Source organism: Hymenobacter nivis (assembly GCF_003149515.1).
Classification (GTDB): domain Bacteria; phylum Bacteroidota; class Bacteroidia; order Cytophagales; family Hymenobacteraceae; genus Hymenobacter; species Hymenobacter nivis.
On record NZ_CP029145.1, the window covers coordinates 1328345 to 1346910 of the forward strand.

Below are 18566 nucleotides of genomic sequence, written 5' to 3' on the forward strand. Positions count from 1 at the left end.
GTGGGCGGAAAAACAACCGGCGGCGCGGCCGGGCAACGGGGTGGTTCGTCCAAAAAAGCATTCCCCGTAACGCCGCCCGCGCGGGGCAAGTTCGCTGGGGCCCCGGCCGCGCGCAAGGCCGGCGGCCGGCTCTTCAGCAGCTACGGGAAACGCGCTTGGCAACGGAGAGCCGTATTATTACCCCCGTTTCCATCGTTATAATTGCCGCGCATGTTTTCCGCCGCCCGCATTCTCGCCATCCGCAAAAGCAAGGGCTTCTCGCAGGAATTGCTGGCCGAGCACTCGGGCGTGAGCTTGCGCACCATTCAGCGGGTCGAGCGGGGCGAAACCGTGCCCCGCGGCCACACGCTGCACGCGCTGGCCGCCGCCCTGAGCGTGTCGCTGGAGGATTTTCGCGCGGAGCCCGCACCCGAAACCGCGCCGGTTTCATCCGTTTCGACGGCCGCCGGCCCCCCCCCGTCGGCGTTGCGCCCACTGCGGCCCGACCCCGAGTTTCTGCAACTGCTCAACCTGAGTACGCTGAGCTTGCTGGTGCTACCCTTGCTCAACGTCGTAGCGCCGTTGGTGCTCTGGCGTCGGCGGCGCCACACCGTCCTGCACGCAGCCGAAGTGGGCCGCCGGGTGGTGGGCTTCCAGATTCTGTGGCAGCTTGGGTGCTTCCTGGCGTACGGGCTGCTGCTGGGGGCCTATCAAGTGGCCAACGCCCTGGACCTGCGGCCGTGGCGGGGCGGCTTTTTGGCGGTTTTCATCCTGTCCTATTTGCTCAATATACTCGCCGTGGTGTACTACGCCGGGCGGCTGCGGCGCGGTGATTTGGCCATTTACCCCATCAGGCTCTGATGGTAAGTTTTTGATAAAAAGCGCTTTGCAGTCAATGACGGGGAAACGACGGCAAAATGACGCAAGGGCCAGCCGTGCGGGCGGCTAGGTTTGCCTTCGTACCGCAACCCGCTCTTTGCCTTGCCATGAAAACCCGCTTTAAGGTTCTGCTTTCCCTGGTGCTCGTGCTCGTGCTGAGCGGCGTTGGCGGCTACTTCTACATGAAGCGGAAGTTTGCGCCCCCCGCCAACCAGCTCACCGTGGTGGGCCTGCCGGCAACGGGCCCGCTACGCTGGTGGGCCGACACGGTGGCCAAGCCCGCCGTGCCGCACGCCGCCCTGCTCGTACCCGTCCGGCTCCGCAGCTGCCCCCGCACCTGCTACTTTCAGCTCGACACCGGGGCCCCCAACACCGTGCTTTACGCACGCCAGCTGGCGGCCCTGCACCGGCGCTACCCCACGCTGGGCACCAGCTTGCGGCCCCGGGGAAATGTGGCGCCCGAATTCCGCTTTGCCTTGGGCGGCGCCCAAGTGGCCGTTGGCAACGCGAAAGTGCTCCTCCACGGCACCGGCGAAATACCCGCTGACAGACTGGCCCCTTTCATTATTGGCTCGCTGGGCACCGATGCGTTGAAAGGCCGCGTGCTGGTGCTGGACTACGCCGCCGGGCGCTTCACGCTGGGCGCCGACGTGCCGGCGGGCCTGGCCGCCCGCGCTACCTTCGCCCCGCTCGCTTTCCCCGAGCGCCGCGTGCTGCTCGCCGCGGCCCTGAACGGCGCGCCGCGCCAGCTCCTGTTCGACTCCGGCACCAGCGCTTACACCCTGCTCACCAGCCGGGAGAGCTGTCAGCAAATGGCCACCCCCGGGGCCCCCGCCCGCACCGACACTACCAATTCCTGGGGCAAAAAGCTGGTGCTGCACACGGTGCCAACCCCCGCCCGGCTGCGCTTCGGGGCCGTTGAAATTCCGCTGGGTACCGTCACCTACCTGGAGGGCATGGGCCTGGTGCAGCAGACGCTGATGCGCTTTTCGGGCCTGGATGGCCTACTGGGCAACGCACCTTTCGCGGGCGGCGTACTCATTCTGGACGTGAGAAGCGGCCGCTACGGAGTAGTAGGCAGGTAACTACCCGGCCGGGACCCTGGCCGCGGGCCGCTACCTTTGGGCCCCCACCTACCCGCCCTTCCTTGCCGTTTATGAAGCTCATCGACTGCCCCCGCGATGCCATGCAGGGCCTCCCCGCGTTCATCCCCACCGCCACCAAAACGGCCTACCTCAACACCCTGCTGCGCGTAGGCTTTGACACGCTCGACTTCGGCTCGTTCGTGTCGCCTAAAGCCATTCCGCAGCTGCGCGACACGGCTGAGGTGCTGGCCGGCCTCGATTTAAGTACCACCCAAACCAAGCTCCTGGCCATCGTGGCCAACCGCCGCGGGGCCGAAACTGCCGCCCAGCACCCCGAAATCCACTACCTGGGCTTCCCGCTCTCGGTATCTGAAACCTTCCAGCAGCGCAATACCAACCAGACCCGCGCCGGGGCCCTGGCCGACGTGGCCGCCATACAGGAGCTGTGCACGCAGGCCGGCAAAACGCTGGTTGTGTACCTGTCCATGGGCTTCGGCAACCCCTATGGCGACGCGTGGAGCCCGGCGCTGGTGGTAGATTTCACGGCGCAGCTGGCGGCGCTGGGCGTGCGCATCGTGGCACCGTCCGACACGGTGGGCGTGGGCACGGCGGGCACTGTGGGGGCCCTATTTGCGGAGTTGATTCCGGCCTTCCCGGGCATCGAGTTTGGGGCCCACCTGCACACCTTGCCCACCGCCTGGCGCGCCAACGTGGCCGCCGCCTACCACGCAGGCTGCCGCCGCTTCGATGGGGCCCTGGGCGGCTTCGGCGGCTGCCCGATGGCTGCCGACGACCTGACGGGCAACGTGGCCACGGAGAATTTGATTAATTATTTGGGCGAGCAGGGCGAAGACCTGGGGTTGAATTTGGGGCCCCTGGCGGAGGCGCAAAAAATGGTTACACAGGTGATGCATTAGTGCCCGTATTAAATAGAACTTACGCAGTCTTAGGTAGTAAAAAAAGAATAGATGAATTTTACAATTTTTTCCGCAGCCATTCGGCCCACGTAGGCAGGCGGCCTGATAAATGGTGCGGCCGATGGCGCGGGCATATTACCGCAACGACACCCAGGCTAAATAACAACAAGTTAAGTGATTGCGCTGTGCCTGGGCCTTGCGGCATTGGCATTTCCCGGAACCCGTTAATTGCTTGAAGCTCCGGTGAAACCCCTCCACCTGCCAGCGTACCTGTACGGCATCGATAACCATCTCCCGATTGAGACGGGCCGCCAGGTGATGGGTTATCACCCATTAAATGCGGCCGTCTGTGGCAACCAGCTTGAAGAGTTTTATCCTAAACGGTACTTGTTGCAGGCGTACTTCCACGCCCCGGCTCCAGCCCCCGGCCGGCGGTTCGAGTATGTCCAGGGCCTGGTAGCCCGTTGCCTTGCTTATACGTCCTAACCGATTGCTTTTCAGGGTAGTAAAAAAACATCCAGCCGGCCCGCTCAATCACTTTCAGGTTTTCGCTACTGGCATACCAACGGGCAAAGAGCAGGGGGCGGGCCTAGATTTTTCCCTCTTCCACCACGTGCTTAAACATGGCTTGGAAAGGGTGCAACCCAAATTGTCGCTGCGTATTCGTGACTTGGGTCATGACTACAGCACCTCCACCGGCATGAGCAAGGCCGAATACCTGGCGTTGGCCGAGCAAAAATACAACGACTTACAGGCCCTTGCTACCCAGCCGACGTTCTACGATTACGAGAAGTCCTTTGAAGCCATCTGGATGGAATTGGGTCGTCAAATGTTGGACCGTAACGTTGGCCCCGTGCCGGCCGACCGGCGTAAAAAAAAGATGACGACGCGCTTTGGTCAAATACAAATAGCCAACAATCAGGATTTTAGATATCACCCGAACGGGTTTGGCACTAGTCCCTACCTACAGGAGCAACTAGTTTTTTTAGGGCAATCCGAGGTCTATCAACAGGCCGCCGCGTTGGCCGAAACGCTGCTGGGCCTGCCCGTGGGGGCCAGCCAGCTTGACCGTCTGACGCGCTTTTACGGCGGGGCCATCACCGACGAGGCAGACCAGGCGCCCACCCCCGAGGCGCCGGAGGTGGCCCCCGTGGGGGGCGTCTACGCGCAGGCCGACGGGGCGATGCTGATAACCGACGAGGGCTACAAAAAAGCGAAACCGGGGCGCATTTTTGCGACCTCGACCTTGCAAACCAGCATCGTGGAGGAGCGGGGCGGGCACATTGCCTCGTCGGTTTTTGTGGGCCATCTGGGGAATGCGGCGGCGTTTGGCGTCAAATTAGCGGTGCAGCTCGACTCCTGCAAGGGCCGGGGGCGCGATCTGGTCTTTATGCGACGGGGCGCTTTGGCTGCGTCAGTTGATGGAAAACGCGGCCGACTCAACGCAGACCCGGGCGTTTACGGAGCCTGCCGCAATTCCAGCCACCGACACCGAAACCGCCGTGCCCAACGAGGCTCCCGCCCCCCGCGAGGTAGCCAGGGAAGCCCCGGCCGCACCCGATTCGGTATTGGACGCGCCAGCAGCGGTGCCGGGGGCCGATTCGCTAGGGCCCCGGTAAAGGCACAGTCGCCAGTGGCCGCTGGCTTAAATACTTTTTTAGCGGTGGTCTAAAACGGAGTGGTCCAGTGAATTGCCCGAAGGGCTTCTTCGGGCCACTCTTACTAAAAAAAAGCGGCTCCAGGGCATCGCCAGAGTGGTCCGACGACGAAAAAAGTCGCCGGACCATCCCGTTTTAGACCACTACTTTTTTTAATGCCTGGGCTTGCAACGAAACAGGCAATTAGTAGCTCCTCAGTTCAAATATTCTTTCCCTTCTACTCGACCATTAGTTATGAAAGCTCTCCTACTCGCCGGGGTCCTCAGATGCGCCGCCCAACTCACCACCGGGTGCAAGCACGATGCCGCACGCTGCCCATTACCTACAACGTTCTAGCCGAAGCCACTGGCCATTGGGAATGGGAAAGCACGGGCTACCAGTCTGGCCTGCGCACGCCGGCCACCCAAGGCTTCACCCGCCAAGTAGTGTTTGCAACCGAAGGCCAGTTGACGGTGCGGCGCAACGGACAGCCCTATTACCAGACCACTTTTCAACTCTCGCAGGGCCCAGCGGGGCCGTGTGTCGGCCCAAACGACCCGCTAATAACGTTCACGAGCGAGGCCGACTTAAGCAACAGCGATGCGAAGATTTACCGCCTCAGCCAGCAAAACGGACAGCGGCAGCTGCAGCTCGTCGGGGCGGGTGCTTGCTTCGACGCTGGGGCCTCCGAAACCTACCACTGGATAGCTGAGTAAACCGGGGCGAACCATTGGCTACGGCCACTCCCCTTTCAACATGGCAAAACTTGCATTCCTGGGCCTGGGCAACATGGGCCTGGCCATGGCCGCCAACCTGCTCAAGGCCGGCCACACCCTCACCGTCTACAACCGCACCGCCGCCAAGGCCGCGCCCCTCCAAGCGCAGGGCGCCACCGTGGCCGCAACCCCCGCCGAAGCCGCCCGCGGCGCCGAAGCCGTGTTCACGATGGTAAGCGACGACGCCGTCCTGACCGAGCTGGTGACGGGCCCCGAGGGCCTGCTGCACGGCCTGGCGCCCAACGCGGTGCACATCTCGTGCAGCACCGTGGCGCCCACCACCACCACCCGACTGGCCGAAGCCCACGCCGCCCACGGCTCGGAATTCGTAGCCGCGCCAGTGTTTGGCAAACCCGATGCCGCGGCGTCAGCTAAGCTGTGGCTGGGCCTGGCGGGGCCCCCGGCCGCCCGCGCGAAGGTGCAGCCCTGGCTGGCGCCGCTGGGCCAGGGCGTGCACGAGTTCGGCGACGACCCGGCCGCGGCCAGCGTGGTCAAGCTCTGCGGCAACTTCATGCTCGGCGCAGCCATCGAGGCTATGGCGGAGGCCTTCACGCTGGCCGAAAAAAGCGGCGTGGGCCGCCAGCCCATCTATGATTTCCTGGTTAACACCATCTTCGATTGCCCTGTGTACCACGGCTACGGGCGCATGATTGCCTCCAAGAACTACACGCCCGTGGGGGCCCTACCGCCCATCATCCGCAAAGATTTCCGCCTCGTGCTCGATCACGCCCAGCAGCTGGCCACGCCCATGCCCCTGGCCCAACTCGTACACAACCGCATGAGCACCACCGTGGCCCGCGGCGAAGACGACGTGGACTGGACCGCCTTCGCCCGCCGCGTCTCGGAAGACGCCGGCCTGGAAGCGTAGGTTTTAGTTGTCAGGTATTGGTTGTCAGCTATTAGTCGCCAAAGTGCACACAATTAAATCCCTTACCTTGGTCGACACGACGATTTAATTATTTCTAAATACAGAAAAAGCCTCCAGCAATATGCTGGAGGCTTTTTCTGTAGCTATGGCCGTCATGCTAACAACCGACAACTAGCAACTAATAATCTACTTCTTCTCCAACGGCAGCAACACGCCGTCGATGACGTGGGTGACGCCGTTTTTTGAAATAATATCGGCGATTTGCACGGTGGCGGGGGCGTCTTTGCCATTGCCCACCATCACTTTGCCGTCTTTCACCATTACTTTCAGCTTCTCACCGTTCACAGTGGTCAGTTCCTGGCCGTCTTTCAGGTCGGCGGCCAGCAGGCGGCCGGCGATGACGTGGTACGTCAGCACGCCCTTGAGCTTGGCGACGTTGGCGGGGGCGGTAAGGGCGGCCACGGCGGCCTTGGGTAGCTTGTCGAAAGCGGCGTTGGTAGGGGCAAACACGGTGAAGGGGCCCGTGCCTTTCAGGGTTTCCACCAGGCCGGCCTGCTTCAAGAGCGACACCAGGGTGCTCACGCTCTTGGCGCTCGCGGCGTTGTCCACGATGTCTTTGTCAGGCGTCATGGCCACGCCGTCCACCATCACGCCGCCGGGCTTGGCCATGCGGGCCGAATCGCCGGCCATAGCGGCCACCGAATCAGCAGGATTCTTAGTCGTTGCATCGGCAGCAGCGGTGGTGGTTTCGGCGGGCTTGTCTTTGCCGCAGCTGGCCAGGGCCAAGGTCAGGGCGAAAGCACTAACGAGGGAAAACAGTTGCTTTTTCATGAAAAAACTGAACAGAGAGAGAATAAAGGGTTTGGATACTATACGAATCAATCGGGGGCCCCGGATTGTTTAGCTGCCGTTGCCCGGGGCGGGCGCTTATTTTTGCAGCGCCCGCCCCGGGCGTTTTCCCATCCATATCCTTTTTTCGATGAAAACCGCCGAAATCCACACCCCCAAGGGGGTCATGAAAGTCGAGTTCTACGAGCAAGACGCCCCCAACACAGTCAAAAACTTTACCGATTTAGCTCAGAAAGGCTTCTACGACGGCACCACCTTCCACCGCGTTATCCCGAATTTCGTGATTCAGGGCGGTGACCCCAACACTAAGCCCGGCGCCAAAGGCGCGCCCGGCACCGGGGGCCCCGGCTACAAAATCGACTGCGAAACCAGCGGCGACCACCAATACCACGAGCGCGGCGTGCTGAGCATGGCCCACGCCGGCAAAAACACCGGCGGCTCGCAGTTCTTCGTGGTGCATTCGCGCGACAACACTGCCCACCTCGACCGCGTGCACACTGTATTCGGCAAAGTGGTGGAGGGCCTCGAAGTCATCGACCAAATCAAGCCCAACGACACAATTGAGAAAATCGTGGTGACGGACGACGCCGCCGCGTAGACTACCAGCTGCTCAGTAAAAAGCCCCGCGCACCTTTCGGTACGCGGGGCTTTTTGCTTGCCTGGAAACCCTGGGGCCCTAGAGCCCTAGCGGCGGCGGCGGGGCTTTTCTTCCTCCTCGTCCTCATCGTCGCCCTCCTCGAAGGTGGGCATGGTGAACATCGACGAGAGCAGGTCCTTGAACTGGGCCCCGGCGGTGAGGCGGTTGCGCGAAATGAGGCTGTGCTCGCTCAGGCCGTGCAGCAGGAACTCCATCAGGAAGTAGGTCGTGTTGGCATCCTCGTTAGGGTGCAGTTCCTTCACGATGTCGCGCAGGCCGGGCACTTTGTCCAGCGCGGCGTGGTAGTCAGCATCCGAGGCGTCGTGCATCAAGTCGAGGGTGTTGCCGCTGCCAAACCACTCCTGCACCGTTTTGTAGGGCGAAACGCGGTTTTTCAGTTTCTTCGACTTGTCGGGGTCAGGGAAGTAGTTCAGGAACAGGGTGCGGATGGCCTTGCCCATGAGCTTCTCGGCCACGATGCCCGCGCCCTCCTGCTCGCCTTCGTACACCAGCTCCACCTTGCCCGTGATGGCAGGCACGGCCGAGATGAAGTCGCCCACGCGCACGTAAGTTTTCGCCTCGCCGTTAATGAGAGCCCGGCGTTCGGCGCCGGCCACTACCTGCTCGTAGGCCGAGATGGTGAGGCGGGCCGATACGCCGCTCTTGGCGTCAACGAACTCGGAGCCGCGGGCCTCTACGGCCACCTGCTCCACGAGGTCGTGGGTAATTTCGTTGGTCGTCACCATGCCTTTCTGGTCCTCCTTGATGCGGGCTTCCTGCTTGGTGATGCGCTTGCCGATTTCGATGGATTTCGGGTAGTGGGTAATGATTTGGGCGTCAATCCGGTCCTTGAGCGGCGTCACGATGCTGCCGCGGTTGGTGTAGTCCTCGGGGTTGGCCGTAAATACGAACTGGATATCGAGCGGCAGGCGCACCTTGAAGCCACGAATCTGGATATCGCCTTCCTGCAAAATGTTGAACAGCGACACCTGGATGCGGGCCTGCAGGTCGGGCAGCTCATTAATCACGAAAATACCGCGATGGGCCCTGGGAATCAGGCCAAAGTGAATCACCCGCTCGTCAGAGTACGGCAGTTTGAGCGTCGCGGCCTTGATGGGGTCGGCGTCGCCGATGAGGTCGGCCACGGTCACGTCGGGCGTGGCCAGCTTCTCGGTGTAGCGCTCGTCGCGGTGCACCCAGGCCACGGGCGTGTTGTCGCCGTGCTCGGCAATCAGGTTTTTGGCAAACACCGACAGCGGCTGCAAGGGGTCGTCGTTCAGCTCCGAGCCTTCCACCACGGGCATGTACTCGTCGAGCAGGTTGATGAGCAGGCGCGCGATGCGGGTTTTGGCCTGGCCGCGCAGGCCCAGCAGGTTGATGTGGTGCCCGGCCAGAATGGCGCGCTGCAACTCGGGAATCACGGTTTCGTCGTAGCCGAAAATGCCTGGGAATACGTCCTCTTTATTCTTGAGTTTCTGAATCAGGTTCTCCCGGAGCTCGGCTTTCACGCTGCGGGATTTGTAGCCACTGGCGCGGAGCTGGCCCAGGGTGCGGATGGTTTCGTGCTTCATAAAAGACGTTGGCGGGAAACTGGCTTCCCAAGGTGTTTAACCACGAAAGGCAAGCTGAGGTTCAGCCCGCAACTGGCAGCGGATAACAGCCTGGCTACCCGACCGGTTTTTCTGATTTTCGAAACCCTCCGAACTACCCTGGCAAGGCAGCACGAAAGCATCCTGGCCACGCAGCCGCCAAAGGAGCAGCCCGGCTAGTACTTTTGTAGCCAAAACAAAGCAGCGTCTCCGCCGCCTTTCCCCCAACCATGCGAACCCGATTGCACCGGCACGCCCGCCGAATTAAAGTTATTGTCTACCAAGAAACGCTTTTCAATTTCAAAGAACATTTCTGGACTTTTTTGGGAGCTTTTGCGGGCATCGGCCTCATTGGCTGGCTGAATAGTTTCCGGCTGCCCACCGATACGCCGCTGCTCATCGCCTCGTTTGGGGCTTCTTCGGTACTGGTTTACGGGGCCATCAATAGCCCGCTGGCGCAGCCGCGCAACCTACTGGGCGGGCACGTCCTCAGTGCTTTTATTGGCGTTACCGTTCAGCATTGGGTGCCCCAGGAACTGTGGCTGGCGTCGGCGCTGGCCGTGTCGCTCTCCATTGTGGGCATGCAAATAACCAAGACCCTGCACCCCCCCGGCGGAGCTACGGCCCTCATCGCCGTCATCGGTTCGCCCCAGCTAAAGGCCCTGGGCTACGGCTATGTGTTCCTGCCCGTGCTGACGGGGGCCGCTATGCTGCTCGTCGTCGCACTGATCTTCAACAATACGACCGCCTCGCGCCACTACCCCACTAATAAGCGCTGGTACCGGTTCTGGCAGCGCGTTTACCACGAGTAGGGAGCCGGTTCCCTGTGAGAGCTGACCAGGCTACCACAGGCTAAAAGCAAGGAGAGCGGCCGCCGGATTATCCGGCGGCCGCTCTCCTTGCTTTTGGTCCGCATTGGCTGCTTACAGCGACTTGCGCCGGTTCTTTTTGTAGTCTTCGAACACCAGGTGGCCCAGGCCTTTCAGGCCCGAGTAGTAGGCCTTGCCCTGGTTCACCTCCGTGAATTCCTCCACGAACTGCTGGAGGTAAGGATCGGAGGTAATCATGAACGTAGTGATGGGGATTTTAACGCGGCGGGCGGCGGCGGCAATGTTCAGCGTCTTGTTCACCACCTTGCGGTCGAGGCCGAAGCTGTTTTTGTAGTAGCCGTTGCCTTCTTTGAGGCAAGTAGGCTTGCCGTCGGTGATCATGAAAATCTGCTTGTTCGGCGTTTTGCGCTTGCGCAGCAGGTCCATCGCCAGCTCCAGGCCGGCCACGGTGTTGGTGTGGTAGGGCCCCACTTGCAGGTAGGGCAGGTCCTTCACCTCAATCTGCCAGGCGTCGTTGCCGAACACAATTACGTCGAGCGTATCCTTGGGGTACTTCTGCTTGACGAGCTCGGCCAAGGCCATGGCTACCTTTTTGGCGGGCGTGATGCGGTCTTCGCCATACAGGATCATTGAGTGGGAGATGTCAATCATCAGCACCGTGCTGGTCTGCGATTTATGCTCATTTTCGCGTACTTCGAGGTCGCCCTCGGTCAGCATGAAGCCGTTGTCCACGCCGTGGTTGAGCTGGGCGTTGCGGATGGATTCGGTCATCTGAATCTGCTCCAGCGAGTCGCCGAAGCGGAACTCGCGCAGGTCGGTACTCTGCTCGTCGCCCTGGCCGGTTTGGGGCGTGCGGTGGTTGCCGGTGCTGCTCTTTTTGAGCTTGCCGAAGATTTCCTCCAGCGCCGACTTGCGCAGCTGCTGCTCCGACTTGGCGGTGATGTGGAATTCGCCCTTTTTCTGCTCGTCTTCGTCGATGTAGCCCTTTTTCTTCAGGTCATCGATGAAGTTGCCCATGCCGTAGCCGTCGTCGGTGAGGCTGTATTGCTTGTCGAGTTCGTTGAGCCACGAGAGGGCCTCACCCACGTCGCCAGAGGTAATGGTAACCAGCTGCATAAACAGCTTAAAGAGCGACTCGAAGCCTTTTTCGGGCTGCTCATCGGGCACAAAATCGCGGAATCGGAAGCCAGTGGCCATAATTTCAAGAGAAAGGAGGATAGGCCGCCAAAACAACGCCCGCGGCGGCAATGTTCACTCGGCATACTTTCCCGCTACTGCACTAAATACCCCGCCCCATGAAAGCCGTTTGGAACAACACAGTCGTGGCTGAAAGCGACAACACCGTGGTAGTCGAAAACAACCACTATTTCCCAGCTGAATCTCTTAAAAAGGAGTTTTTCGAGGATAGCATCGCCCACACATCCTGCCCCTGGAAAGGCCAGGCCAGCTACTACTCGCTGAGCGTGAACGGCGAGCAAAACAAGGACGCCGCCTGGTACTACCCGGCGCCCAAAGACGCCGCCCAAAATATCAAAGGCTACGTAGCCTTCTGGAAAGGCGTGAAAGTCAGCGAATAGAGAAAACTATGCTCGCAAAAAAGCCCGCCGCGCTGAGATGCGCGGCGGGCTTTTTTGTGCGGCCGGGGCCCTACGGCACGATGACTACCTTGCCAGTGGTGTGCTTGGTTTCAATCTGCTCGAAGGCTTTTTTGACGCCGGCCAGCGAGAACGTGGCCGATACGGGCACTTGCAATTTGCCGTCGCCGGCCGGCGCATGCAAGTAGTTGATATCGAGTACGCTGGACGGTGCCATCACGTGGGCGAAGCGCGAGCCGGGGCCCTGCTTTATATTTTATTGACGCCGCCAAACTCAGTGTAGCAGGCGGCTCGCGTTTGCCAAGGCATGGGAGGTTACATTGGTGAGGAACTGGGGCCTGGGCTACCGGAGCGGGTTAGCAGCGGCAGGGCCCCGAGCGGGCTTACTACGTAAAAAGCCGCCTCCCGACCAGGGAAGCGGCTTTTTACGTAGTAAGCACGCTCGGGGCCCTACGAAATCCACTTGAACTTGTACTCCAGCTTGGGCACCGGCATGCGGTCGCTCACGCGGCGCAGGCGGGCAGGCAGGGCCATTACGTAGTCGCGGGCCTTCTCGGCGGGGCCGGTGAGGCCCCCGATGCTGGCAATTTTCCAGTCGGTGAGCAACGTATCGAGGATATCGGTGTAGTCGGCGCTGGTGTACACGCCCAGACGCTGGGCGGCGTCGGTAAAGTGGCCGTAGGTTTTGCCCATGTCGATGCCCAACTCACGCATGTAGTGGGCGGGCATCACGATTTTCTTGCGCATCATATCCTCGAAGGCCAGCATCATTTCCGAAGGGTCCACTTCGAAAATTTTCTCCACGAAGGTTTTGTAGGCGCGGGCGTGGCGGTTTTCGTCGCCAGCAATCATGCCGCAGATTTTGGAGAGGCCATCGTCGCCGGCGGTGCGGGCGAGCTGGCCCACGCGGCGGTGCGAGATATTGGTGGCCATTTCCTGGTAGCTCGTGTACACGAAGGCGCGGTACGGGTCATGGGCGGTGCCCAGGTCGAAGCCATCGTTGATGAGGTACTGGGTGCTCATCTCAAATTCGCGCATGTTCACGCGGCCCGAAAGGTAGAGGTAGCGGTTGAGCAGGTCGCCGTGGCGGTTTTCCTCGGCCGTCCAGCCCCGGATCCACTGGGCCCAGCCGTTGTTGTCGTCGCGGTTCAAATCGTCGAGCTCGTGGAACCAGGCCTCGTAGTTGGGCAGGGCCTCCTCGGTGATGGTATCGCCGATGAGCACGGCCAGCAGGTCGTAGCTCAGGCCCGAGGCTTTGTCTCGCAGGTCTTTTACTTCGTCAAAGAAGGTATCGCGGCGCGAGTCAGGCAGGTAATCAGCAGGTTGCCAGCTATCCTCCACCTTCTTGAGGAAGCTGTAAATGTTTTCCTTAAGAAAACCTTCGAGGTGTTGCAAGACCTCGCTGCGCGAAATCATCGTGGAACTGAGCATGGCGCGGAGAATCGAAAACGTGTAATTGTAGTGAAGCAACGATTTTCGAACCGCAAAGGTCCAATACCGAGGTGTTGGGTGGGGTACAAGATTATGTTCTACGGCGCAGCCTATCGCGCGGATGTGGGCCGGGCCAACGGTTTGCCCGGGGCCCCAGGGGAATAAAAGTGCAGGCTGGAATCGGCGGCCAGGGCGGGGCCCCGGCGCAGGGCCCACCGCTGGGCGGGCGGGCCGCGCAGGGCCGCCGCGTTCAGCCAGGCTGCTTCGGGGGCGGCCAGCACCCAGGCCACCCGGCCGGCGGGAGCCCTGGCCAGGCGGCGCAAGGCGTCGGCCTGCCCGGGGGCCCCGGTGAGGGCGCGGCACAGGGCCCGCTGCGAGGCGTCGTGCGCCGCCCATCCGCTGAGGTTCAGCACCGGCCCGGGGCCCAAATTATAGGCTCGGAATGGCGAGAGGCTTTTAAGCAAATCGGTGGTACCGGCCAGCACCCGCACGCGGCCCGCGGTGCGGCCGGCCAGCTCGGCCAGGGCGCGCTCGTGGCGGGCGCGCTCCTGCCCCAGCACCAGGCAGCGGTGCCCGGTTTTGGCCGCATACAGGGCCCCCACGGCCAGCGCCGCCACAGCGCCCCAACGCCGCAGCGCCGGGGGAAGCGGCATGGGCCCCGCTCCCACGTGGCCCATGCCGGGCACCTCCAGCCAAAACGCTAGGTTGGCCAGTAGCCAAAAGTCGAGCAGCGGCAGCGCCAGGCGGGGCGGCAGCTTGAAGCCGCCCGCCAGCACCACCAGGGCCCCGGCGAAGCCCAGCTGCACCAACCAGAAGCCCCGCGCGCCGCGCCGATGTTGGGGGCCCTGGCGGCGGGCCACGCCCCCGGCCAGGACCCCCAGCGCCAGCAGCACCGGGAAGTAGTCGCGCACCAGCAGCCCAGCCCGCAGCACGAGCTTGGCAGGTACTGTGCGGCCAAAAAATTCCCGCGCATCGAAATGGTAGGCGCGGCGGGCCAGCGCATCGTTCACAGCCGTCGAGTCGCCCAGCAGCCACAGGCCCACGGCGGTGGTGCCCAGGCTATCGGCCGAATTGCGGGGCTGCGGGCGTAGCTGCTCGAAGTCAAGCACCCGGGCAAAAAAGGCGTCGTGCGCCTGAGTTTGGGCTTCGGCGGGCGTTTGACGCAGAGCGGCCGCGCCGGTGGCCCCGGCCAGTAACAGCGCCGCGCCCGCCAGCGCCGGCGCGGCGCGGCGCCAGCCGCCTGCCAGCAGCACAGCGGCCGGCACGGCGGCGGCGGCCCCCACCACGGCCAGGCCGGGGCGCACCAGCCAAGCGGCCACCAGCGCCACCAGCGCCACCAGCAGGGGGCCCCAGCGCCCCGGCCGCTGGGCGGCGTACAGCACGGCCCCGCCCGCCAGCAGCAGTGGCACCCGCGCGTGGCTGAACCACAGCCAATGCTCGAGCCACGCCACTCCGAAAAACGCCACCAGCGCCAGCACCAAGGGCTGCGGCCGCAAGTACGGCCGCAGCAGCTTGTCCAGCACCGCAAACCACAGCCCGGTAGCCGCGCCCAGCAGCACGGCCAGCAGCAGCCCCAGCCAAGGCACCCCGGGCAGGGCCCCGTAGGCCGCCGCCAGCACATGCCCATAGCCGTGCAGATACAGCGGCAGCGAGGGCACTGGTCCCGGCGCGAGCACGCCCGCAAACAGCCAGGCCAGCACGGTTTCGTCGTTGGCCTCGCAGTAGCTGCCCAGGCCCGCCACCGTGCCCAGCACCAGGGCCCCGGGCAGCAACCCAGCGCGGGCAAAAACAGCGAAACGAAAGGCGTACGGCACGGTGGGAGGGGAAGCCGCCAAAACTACGCCCGCCGCCCCACTACCGCCACCAAGCGGCCAGCGCACGGCTCCAGGCGGCCAGCGCACGGCTCCAGGCGGCCAGGGCCCTGTCGAGGGGCGCGGGGCGGACCACCTGACGCAGCAGCGCAAACAGGGCCCCCACCTCGGCAGGGCGGTGGCGGCGGGCGGCGTGGCGCAGCTCCCAGCGCAGGCGTACGGCCAGGGCAGCGCGCTCGGCCGGGGTGCGCACCAGGGCCAGGGCCTTTGCACAGACGCGGATGGTGGAAGTCAGGTACGGGTCATCGGCGCGGTAGGCGCGGGCCGACATAGCGCGCGGGTGTTTGCGTTTGCGGGTCGTCACGGCGTCGAGGTAATCAAACTGCCAGTCGCGGGCGGCGCGCACCCAGAAGTCGAAGTCCTCGTAGGCCAGCGCCTCGTCGTAGCCACCCAGCGCGGCCAGGCAGGCGCGCCGCATCAGCATGGTGGGCGTGCTGATGAAGAAACGGGCCAGCACGTCGGCAAATACCCAGCCGCTGGCCGGGCGCAGGTGCGCTGGGGCACCGGGGTAGTAGTGGCGGCCCAGCAAATTACCCTGTTCGTCAATGAGTTCGGCGTTGGAATAGACCACGCCATAACTCACGTCCAGGGCCCCAAACTGAGCCACTTGCCGGGCCAGGCGGTCGGGCAGCAGCACATCATCGGTGGCGAAGTCAACCACAAACTCGCCCGTACTCTGCCGAAAGGCGTGGTTGAAAGCGCGGCAGTTGCCCACGTTTTCGGGCAGCAGCAGCAGGTGCCAGGCCGGGTGCGCGGCGGCGTACTGGCGCAAAATAGCCGGGCTCTCGTCGGTGCTGGCGTCGTCCACGAGCCACACTTCCAGGTGCGGGTAGGCTTGGGCCAGCACCGAATCCAGGGCCTCGCGCAGGAAGGGCGCGTGGTTGTGGCACAGGGCTACCACCGTCACGACGGGGCCCGGCGGGGGTGGGAAAGTGGGAAGCGGGGAACGGGAAGTGGGCAACAGGGGGCGAGAAAGTCAGCCCAAAAATACGTGCGGCGCTACCCTTGGCCCAACTCGTCGCGCCCGCTGCGCAGCCAGAAAAACCCGCAGCCCAGCAGCAGGGCCCCGTAGCGCAGGGCGTGGGCCCACACCGCACCCGCCAGGCCCAGGGCCGGCACCAGCCCCGCCAGCAGCCCGGCGTAGAGCACCGCCGAGGCCGCCTGCACGGCCACGTAGCGCCCCGTACGGGCCTGAGCCGTGAGCTGAAAAATGAACACCCAGCTCAGAAACTTGGCCCAGTCGCCCAGCATCTGAGGGGCCAGCAGGGCCCGCGCCGCCAGCAGGCGCGGCGCAAAAAACAGTGGCAGCAGCCAGTCGCGGGCCAGAAATACGGCCCCCAGCGCCGCGGCCAGCGCCGGGGCCAGCACTACCAGCACCCCGCTCAGGTAGGCGCGGGCCGCGGCGGGCCGCCCCACCAGCGCCGCCAGCTGCGGGTAAAACACGCTGCTGAGCACGGCGGCCACCACCATGGTATAGTTATCCGAGAGCTTAGCAGCGGCCTGCCACACGTCGGTGCGGGCCGGGCCGAAGCGGGCCAGCAGCGCGGCCCGCACGGCCACGTCCACGGCCCGCCCAAACACGACGTTACCCACGGCCATCAGCCCGAACTGCGCCAGGCCCCGCAGCGCCGCCCGGCTAGGGGCCACCCACCGGCCCAGGCCCCGCAGCACCCCGGCCCGACCAGCCATTACCAAAGCGGGCACCACGGCCAGGCCCTGGCCCACAGCGTAGGCCAGCAGCACGGTGGGCAACGGCCAGCTGCGCCCGGGCCCCAGGCCGGCGGCTACGGCCGCGGTGCCCAGCGCAGCCGTGGCTACGGCCAGCCCTACGTAGGCCCGCAGCCGGCCGGCCGCCAGCAAGGCGGTGCCCAGGAAGGCTTGCGCCGTGTTCAGAGCCACACCGGCCACCAATATGGCACGCTGCCCCGGGCTGGCCGCCAGCCCCGGCCACAGGAACAGCACCGCCGCGCCCAGCGCCAGCGCGGCCGCGTTCAGGGCCCCTGCCGCGCCCAGCCACGCCCGATAGCGGCGGCCACCGGGCCGCAGCGGAGCCAGGTACTTTACCAGGCCCACATGGGTGCCGTCAATGGGCAGCGTGGTGAGCAGGGCCATCACGGCCTGCACCTGCGCCAGCAGCGTGAGGCCCCCCGCCGGGGCATGGGTAGCCACCAGCTTACCCACGGCAATAGCGCCCGCCGCCCGCGCCACCAGTCCCACGCCAGTGCCCAGCGCGCCCCGCACAAAGCTGCGCCACGCGGGCACAGCGCGGGCAGGTGGAACGGGTAGGGGCATTCGGTTGGTGTACTAGTTGTTGGTTGTCAAAAAATTAGCTTTGAAGCTGTGTAGGAAGCCTATTGAACGCCCTGCCCATCTGGTGTCCGCGCAGCCGATGCATCTCTTCTGTTTTGATGAACAGGTCATGCGAAGCGGTAGAGACGCTTTACTTGGTTCAGAGGCTATTTAACTTGATTCTTTGTCTCTTAGAATGGAATGTAGACGCTAATTTAAACAGCCCCAACCACCATTGCCGGGGAGCAATTATCAAAACCAACAAGCACTTGGTTTTCAAAGCGCCCCCTGGGGTGGCACGTGGTCACAGGTCTTTTTTCCAACTCAGGCGCAGGCCGGCGGTCGCCCCCAGGTGGCGCTTGAAGCGCAGCAGCGACGCGTTGGGGCCCGCGGGCAGCGTGGAGGTACCTAGGTCGAGCACGGCCATGCCGCTGGCCCGTGCAAAGGCGTGCAGGCCCTCGTTGAGGAGCACCACCGGGCTCAGGGCGTTCTGGCTTAAAGGGCTGGCAGGGCAGAAGTTGTAAAGCACCGCTTCGCTCACGCGCACGGCCACCGTGAGGGCGGCCCACTCGCCGCTGGGGACCCGCACCGAAAACAGAAAGTAGTCGTTGGGAAAGGCCTCGAACAACGCCTCCAGCCGCGCCAGGGGCAGCGGCGGCGCCTGCCCCCGTTCCTGCCGGCACGCGCTGAGAAAGGCGTGGGCGCGCGGCAGAAACCAGCGGTGCTCCTGCTCTACCACCAGGCCGTGGCGGGCGCACTTGTGCAGGCGGCGGCGCTCGGAGGGGTGCAGGCCAGCGGCGTAGTCACGGGCCAGGTCGAGGTGGTAGTTCTGCTCGGCCAGGGCCACGCGGTAGCCGCGCTGGTGCAGGGCCCCGGCCAGGGCAGCGGCTCCGGCGGGGTCGTAGCAAAACGGGTAGCCGCGCACCGCCAGCTGCTGCTGGCCCAGCCCGCGCAGCGCCGCTTCGGCCGCCCCAAACAGCGCGTGCACGGCCCCCATGCCCAGGCCCGGGGCCAGCTGCGCCCCGCCGAACGGAGCTTGCCCGGGGCTGCGGGCCTGGCCGGTGGCGGGGTCGGCCACGGCGTGCAACTGGGCCACGGTTTGGCCGCCATCCTCCAGGTAAAAGCTGAGCACAGGGCCCGCTGGGGGTTGCAAGGCCTGGTGCGCGAGCTGCAAAAACAGCAGCGACTCGAAGGCTAGCGGGCGGCGCGGGGCGGCGGGGCGGGGCCCAGGGCCTGGGGCCCACACCGCCGGGGCCGCCCCAGAGGCCCCGGCTTCAAAAATGGAATAAGGCTCGGAAACGGACACAGTGCGCAGAAAAAGCCCGGCAAAGTAC

General features: G+C 64.0%; 18 protein-coding genes and 1 pseudogene. 9 read left to right on the plus strand and 10 right to left on the minus strand.

Features of this window, described 5'->3' with window-relative positions; translation table 11 throughout:
* Window positions 1-210: 210 nt before the first annotated feature.
* The 3 genes from DDQ68_RS05745 to DDQ68_RS05755 all read left to right on the plus strand — a co-directional run bounded on the left by DDQ68_RS05745 (window position 211) and on the right by DDQ68_RS05755 (window position 2860).
* Window positions 211-840, plus strand: a complete 630-nt coding sequence (locus tag DDQ68_RS05745; protein WP_109655451.1) for a helix-turn-helix domain-containing protein — start codon at window positions 211-213, stop codon at window positions 838-840.
* Window positions 841-965: 125 nt separating this feature from the next.
* Window positions 966-1943 (plus strand): hypothetical protein, encoded by a 978-nt coding sequence (locus tag DDQ68_RS05750; protein ID WP_109655452.1) that lies wholly within the window; start codon window positions 966-968, stop codon window positions 1941-1943.
* A 71-nt stretch (window positions 1944-2014) separates the two neighbouring features.
* Window positions 2015-2860, plus strand: a complete 846-nt coding sequence (locus DDQ68_RS05755) for a hydroxymethylglutaryl-CoA lyase (RefSeq protein WP_109655453.1) — start codon at window positions 2015-2017, stop codon at window positions 2858-2860.
* A gap of 58 nt (window positions 2861-2918) precedes the next feature.
* Here the strand turns inward: DDQ68_RS05755 and DDQ68_RS24935 are convergent.
* Window positions 2919-3494, minus strand: a pseudogene (locus DDQ68_RS24935) (transposase); the annotation flags it as partial.
* A 66-nt stretch (window positions 3495-3560) separates the two neighbouring features.
* Here DDQ68_RS24935 and DDQ68_RS05765 point away from each other — a divergent pair.
* From DDQ68_RS05765 to DDQ68_RS05775, 3 genes are all read left to right on the plus strand, one after another.
* Entirely contained in the window at window positions 3561-4532 is a 972-nt protein-coding gene (locus tag DDQ68_RS05765; RefSeq protein ID WP_438830718.1) for a hypothetical protein, read from the plus strand.
* A gap of 252 nt (window positions 4533-4784) precedes the next feature.
* Window positions 4785-5213, plus strand: a complete 429-nt coding sequence (locus DDQ68_RS05770; protein WP_109655456.1) for a hypothetical protein — start codon at window positions 4785-4787, stop codon at window positions 5211-5213.
* Between the two features lie 40 nt (window positions 5214-5253).
* Window positions 5254-6141: an NAD(P)-dependent oxidoreductase gene (locus tag DDQ68_RS05775; RefSeq protein ID WP_109655457.1), complete on the plus strand. Its 888-nt coding sequence runs from the start codon at window positions 5254-5256 to the stop codon at window positions 6139-6141.
* A 186-nt stretch (window positions 6142-6327) separates the two neighbouring features.
* Here the strand turns inward: DDQ68_RS05775 and DDQ68_RS05780 are convergent, their stop codons facing one another.
* Window positions 6328-6972: a fasciclin domain-containing protein gene (locus tag DDQ68_RS05780; RefSeq protein ID WP_109655458.1), complete on the minus strand. Its 645-nt coding sequence runs from the start codon at window positions 6970-6972 to the stop codon at window positions 6328-6330.
* Between the two features lie 148 nt (window positions 6973-7120).
* Here DDQ68_RS05780 and DDQ68_RS05785 point away from each other — a divergent pair, with 148 nt between their 5' ends.
* On the plus strand, window positions 7121-7588 hold the full coding sequence (locus DDQ68_RS05785) for a peptidylprolyl isomerase (RefSeq protein ID WP_109655459.1): 468 nt from the start codon (window positions 7121-7123) through the stop codon (window positions 7586-7588).
* A gap of 86 nt (window positions 7589-7674) precedes the next feature.
* On the opposite strand, the gene DDQ68_RS05790 is transcribed toward DDQ68_RS05785, so the two are convergent.
* On the minus strand, window positions 7675-9198 hold the full coding sequence (locus tag DDQ68_RS05790; RefSeq protein WP_109655460.1) for a sigma 54-interacting transcriptional regulator: 1524 nt from the start codon (window positions 9196-9198) through the stop codon (window positions 7675-7677).
* Window positions 9199-9539: 341 nt separating this feature from the next.
* Here DDQ68_RS05790 and DDQ68_RS05795 point away from each other — a divergent pair, with 341 nt between their 5' ends.
* A complete protein-coding gene (locus DDQ68_RS05795) occupies window positions 9540-10028 on the plus strand; it encodes an HPP family protein (protein WP_342767439.1) in 489 nt (162 codons plus the stop codon).
* Between the two features lie 111 nt (window positions 10029-10139).
* Here DDQ68_RS05795 and DDQ68_RS05800 read toward each other — a convergent pair whose 3' ends face one another.
* Complete coding sequence (locus tag DDQ68_RS05800) at window positions 10140-11243, minus strand: vWA domain-containing protein (protein WP_109655462.1); 1104 nt, start codon at window positions 11241-11243, stop codon at window positions 10140-10142.
* A 98-nt stretch (window positions 11244-11341) separates the two neighbouring features.
* Between DDQ68_RS05800 and DDQ68_RS05805 the strand changes: the two genes are divergently transcribed.
* The gene (locus DDQ68_RS05805) at window positions 11342-11623 is read left to right on the plus strand and encodes a DUF427 domain-containing protein (protein WP_109655463.1); all 282 of its coding nucleotides are present in this window, start codon (window positions 11342-11344) and stop codon (window positions 11621-11623) included.
* 70 nt (window positions 11624-11693) lie between these two features.
* Here DDQ68_RS05805 and DDQ68_RS05810 read toward each other — a convergent pair whose 3' ends face one another.
* From DDQ68_RS05810 to DDQ68_RS05835, 6 genes are all read right to left on the minus strand, one after another.
* Window positions 11694-11858 (minus strand): zinc-binding dehydrogenase, encoded by a 165-nt coding sequence (locus DDQ68_RS05810; RefSeq protein WP_109655464.1) that lies wholly within the window; start codon window positions 11856-11858, stop codon window positions 11694-11696.
* Between the two features lie 233 nt (window positions 11859-12091).
* The gene (locus DDQ68_RS05815; RefSeq protein ID WP_109658324.1) at window positions 12092-13072 is read right to left on the minus strand and encodes an acyl-ACP desaturase; all 981 of its coding nucleotides are present in this window, start codon (window positions 13070-13072) and stop codon (window positions 12092-12094) included.
* A gap of 110 nt (window positions 13073-13182) precedes the next feature.
* The gene (locus tag DDQ68_RS05820) at window positions 13183-14886 is read right to left on the minus strand and encodes a hypothetical protein (RefSeq protein WP_162549882.1); all 1704 of its coding nucleotides are present in this window, start codon (window positions 14884-14886) and stop codon (window positions 13183-13185) included.
* Between the two features lie 40 nt (window positions 14887-14926).
* Window positions 14927-15850, minus strand: coding sequence for a glycosyltransferase (locus DDQ68_RS05825; RefSeq protein ID WP_162549883.1), 924 nt, complete (start codon window positions 15848-15850; stop codon window positions 14927-14929).
* Window positions 15851-15942: 92 nt separating this feature from the next.
* Complete coding sequence (locus tag DDQ68_RS05830) at window positions 15943-17235, minus strand: MATE family efflux transporter (protein WP_109655467.1); 1293 nt, start codon at window positions 17233-17235, stop codon at window positions 15943-15945.
* Window positions 17236-17536: 301 nt separating this feature from the next.
* Window positions 17537-18538: a GNAT family N-acetyltransferase gene (locus DDQ68_RS05835; protein WP_162549884.1), complete on the minus strand. Its 1002-nt coding sequence runs from the start codon at window positions 18536-18538 to the stop codon at window positions 17537-17539.
* Window positions 18539-18566 lie beyond the last annotated feature (28 nt).

Coding starts and splice junctions, on each gene's coding strand:
- DDQ68_RS05745 (WP_109655451.1), top strand. CDS start 211: ATGTTTTCCGCCGCCCGCATTCTCGCCATCCGCAAAAGCAAGGGCTTC.
- DDQ68_RS05750 (WP_109655452.1), top strand. CDS start 966: ATGAAAACCCGCTTTAAGGTTCTGCTTTCCCTGGTGCTCGTGCTCGTG.
- DDQ68_RS05755 (WP_109655453.1), top strand. CDS start 2,015: ATGAAGCTCATCGACTGCCCCCGCGATGCCATGCAGGGCCTCCCCGCG.
- DDQ68_RS05765 (WP_438830718.1), top strand. CDS start 3,561: ATGAGCAAGGCCGAATACCTGGCGTTGGCCGAGCAAAAATACAACGAC.
- DDQ68_RS05770 (WP_109655456.1), top strand. CDS start 4,785: ATGCGCCGCCCAACTCACCACCGGGTGCAAGCACGATGCCGCACGCTG.
- DDQ68_RS05775 (WP_109655457.1), top strand. CDS start 5,254: ATGGCAAAACTTGCATTCCTGGGCCTGGGCAACATGGGCCTGGCCATG.
- DDQ68_RS05780 (WP_109655458.1), bottom strand. CDS start 6,972: ATGAAAAAGCAACTGTTTTCCCTCGTTAGTGCTTTCGCCCTGACCTTG.
- DDQ68_RS05785 (WP_109655459.1), top strand. CDS start 7,121: ATGAAAACCGCCGAAATCCACACCCCCAAGGGGGTCATGAAAGTCGAG.
- DDQ68_RS05790 (WP_109655460.1), bottom strand. CDS start 9,198: ATGAAGCACGAAACCATCCGCACCCTGGGCCAGCTCCGCGCCAGTGGC.
- DDQ68_RS05800 (WP_109655462.1), bottom strand. CDS start 11,243: ATGGCCACTGGCTTCCGATTCCGCGATTTTGTGCCCGATGAGCAGCCC.
- DDQ68_RS05805 (WP_109655463.1), top strand. CDS start 11,342: ATGAAAGCCGTTTGGAACAACACAGTCGTGGCTGAAAGCGACAACACC.
- DDQ68_RS05810 (WP_109655464.1), bottom strand. CDS start 11,858: ATGGCACCGTCCAGCGTACTCGATATCAACTACTTGCATGCGCCGGCC.
- DDQ68_RS05815 (WP_109658324.1), bottom strand. CDS start 13,072: ATGCTCAGTTCCACGATGATTTCGCGCAGCGAGGTCTTGCAACACCTC.
- DDQ68_RS05830 (WP_109655467.1), bottom strand. CDS start 17,235: ATGCCCCTACCCGTTCCACCTGCCCGCGCTGTGCCCGCGTGGCGCAGC.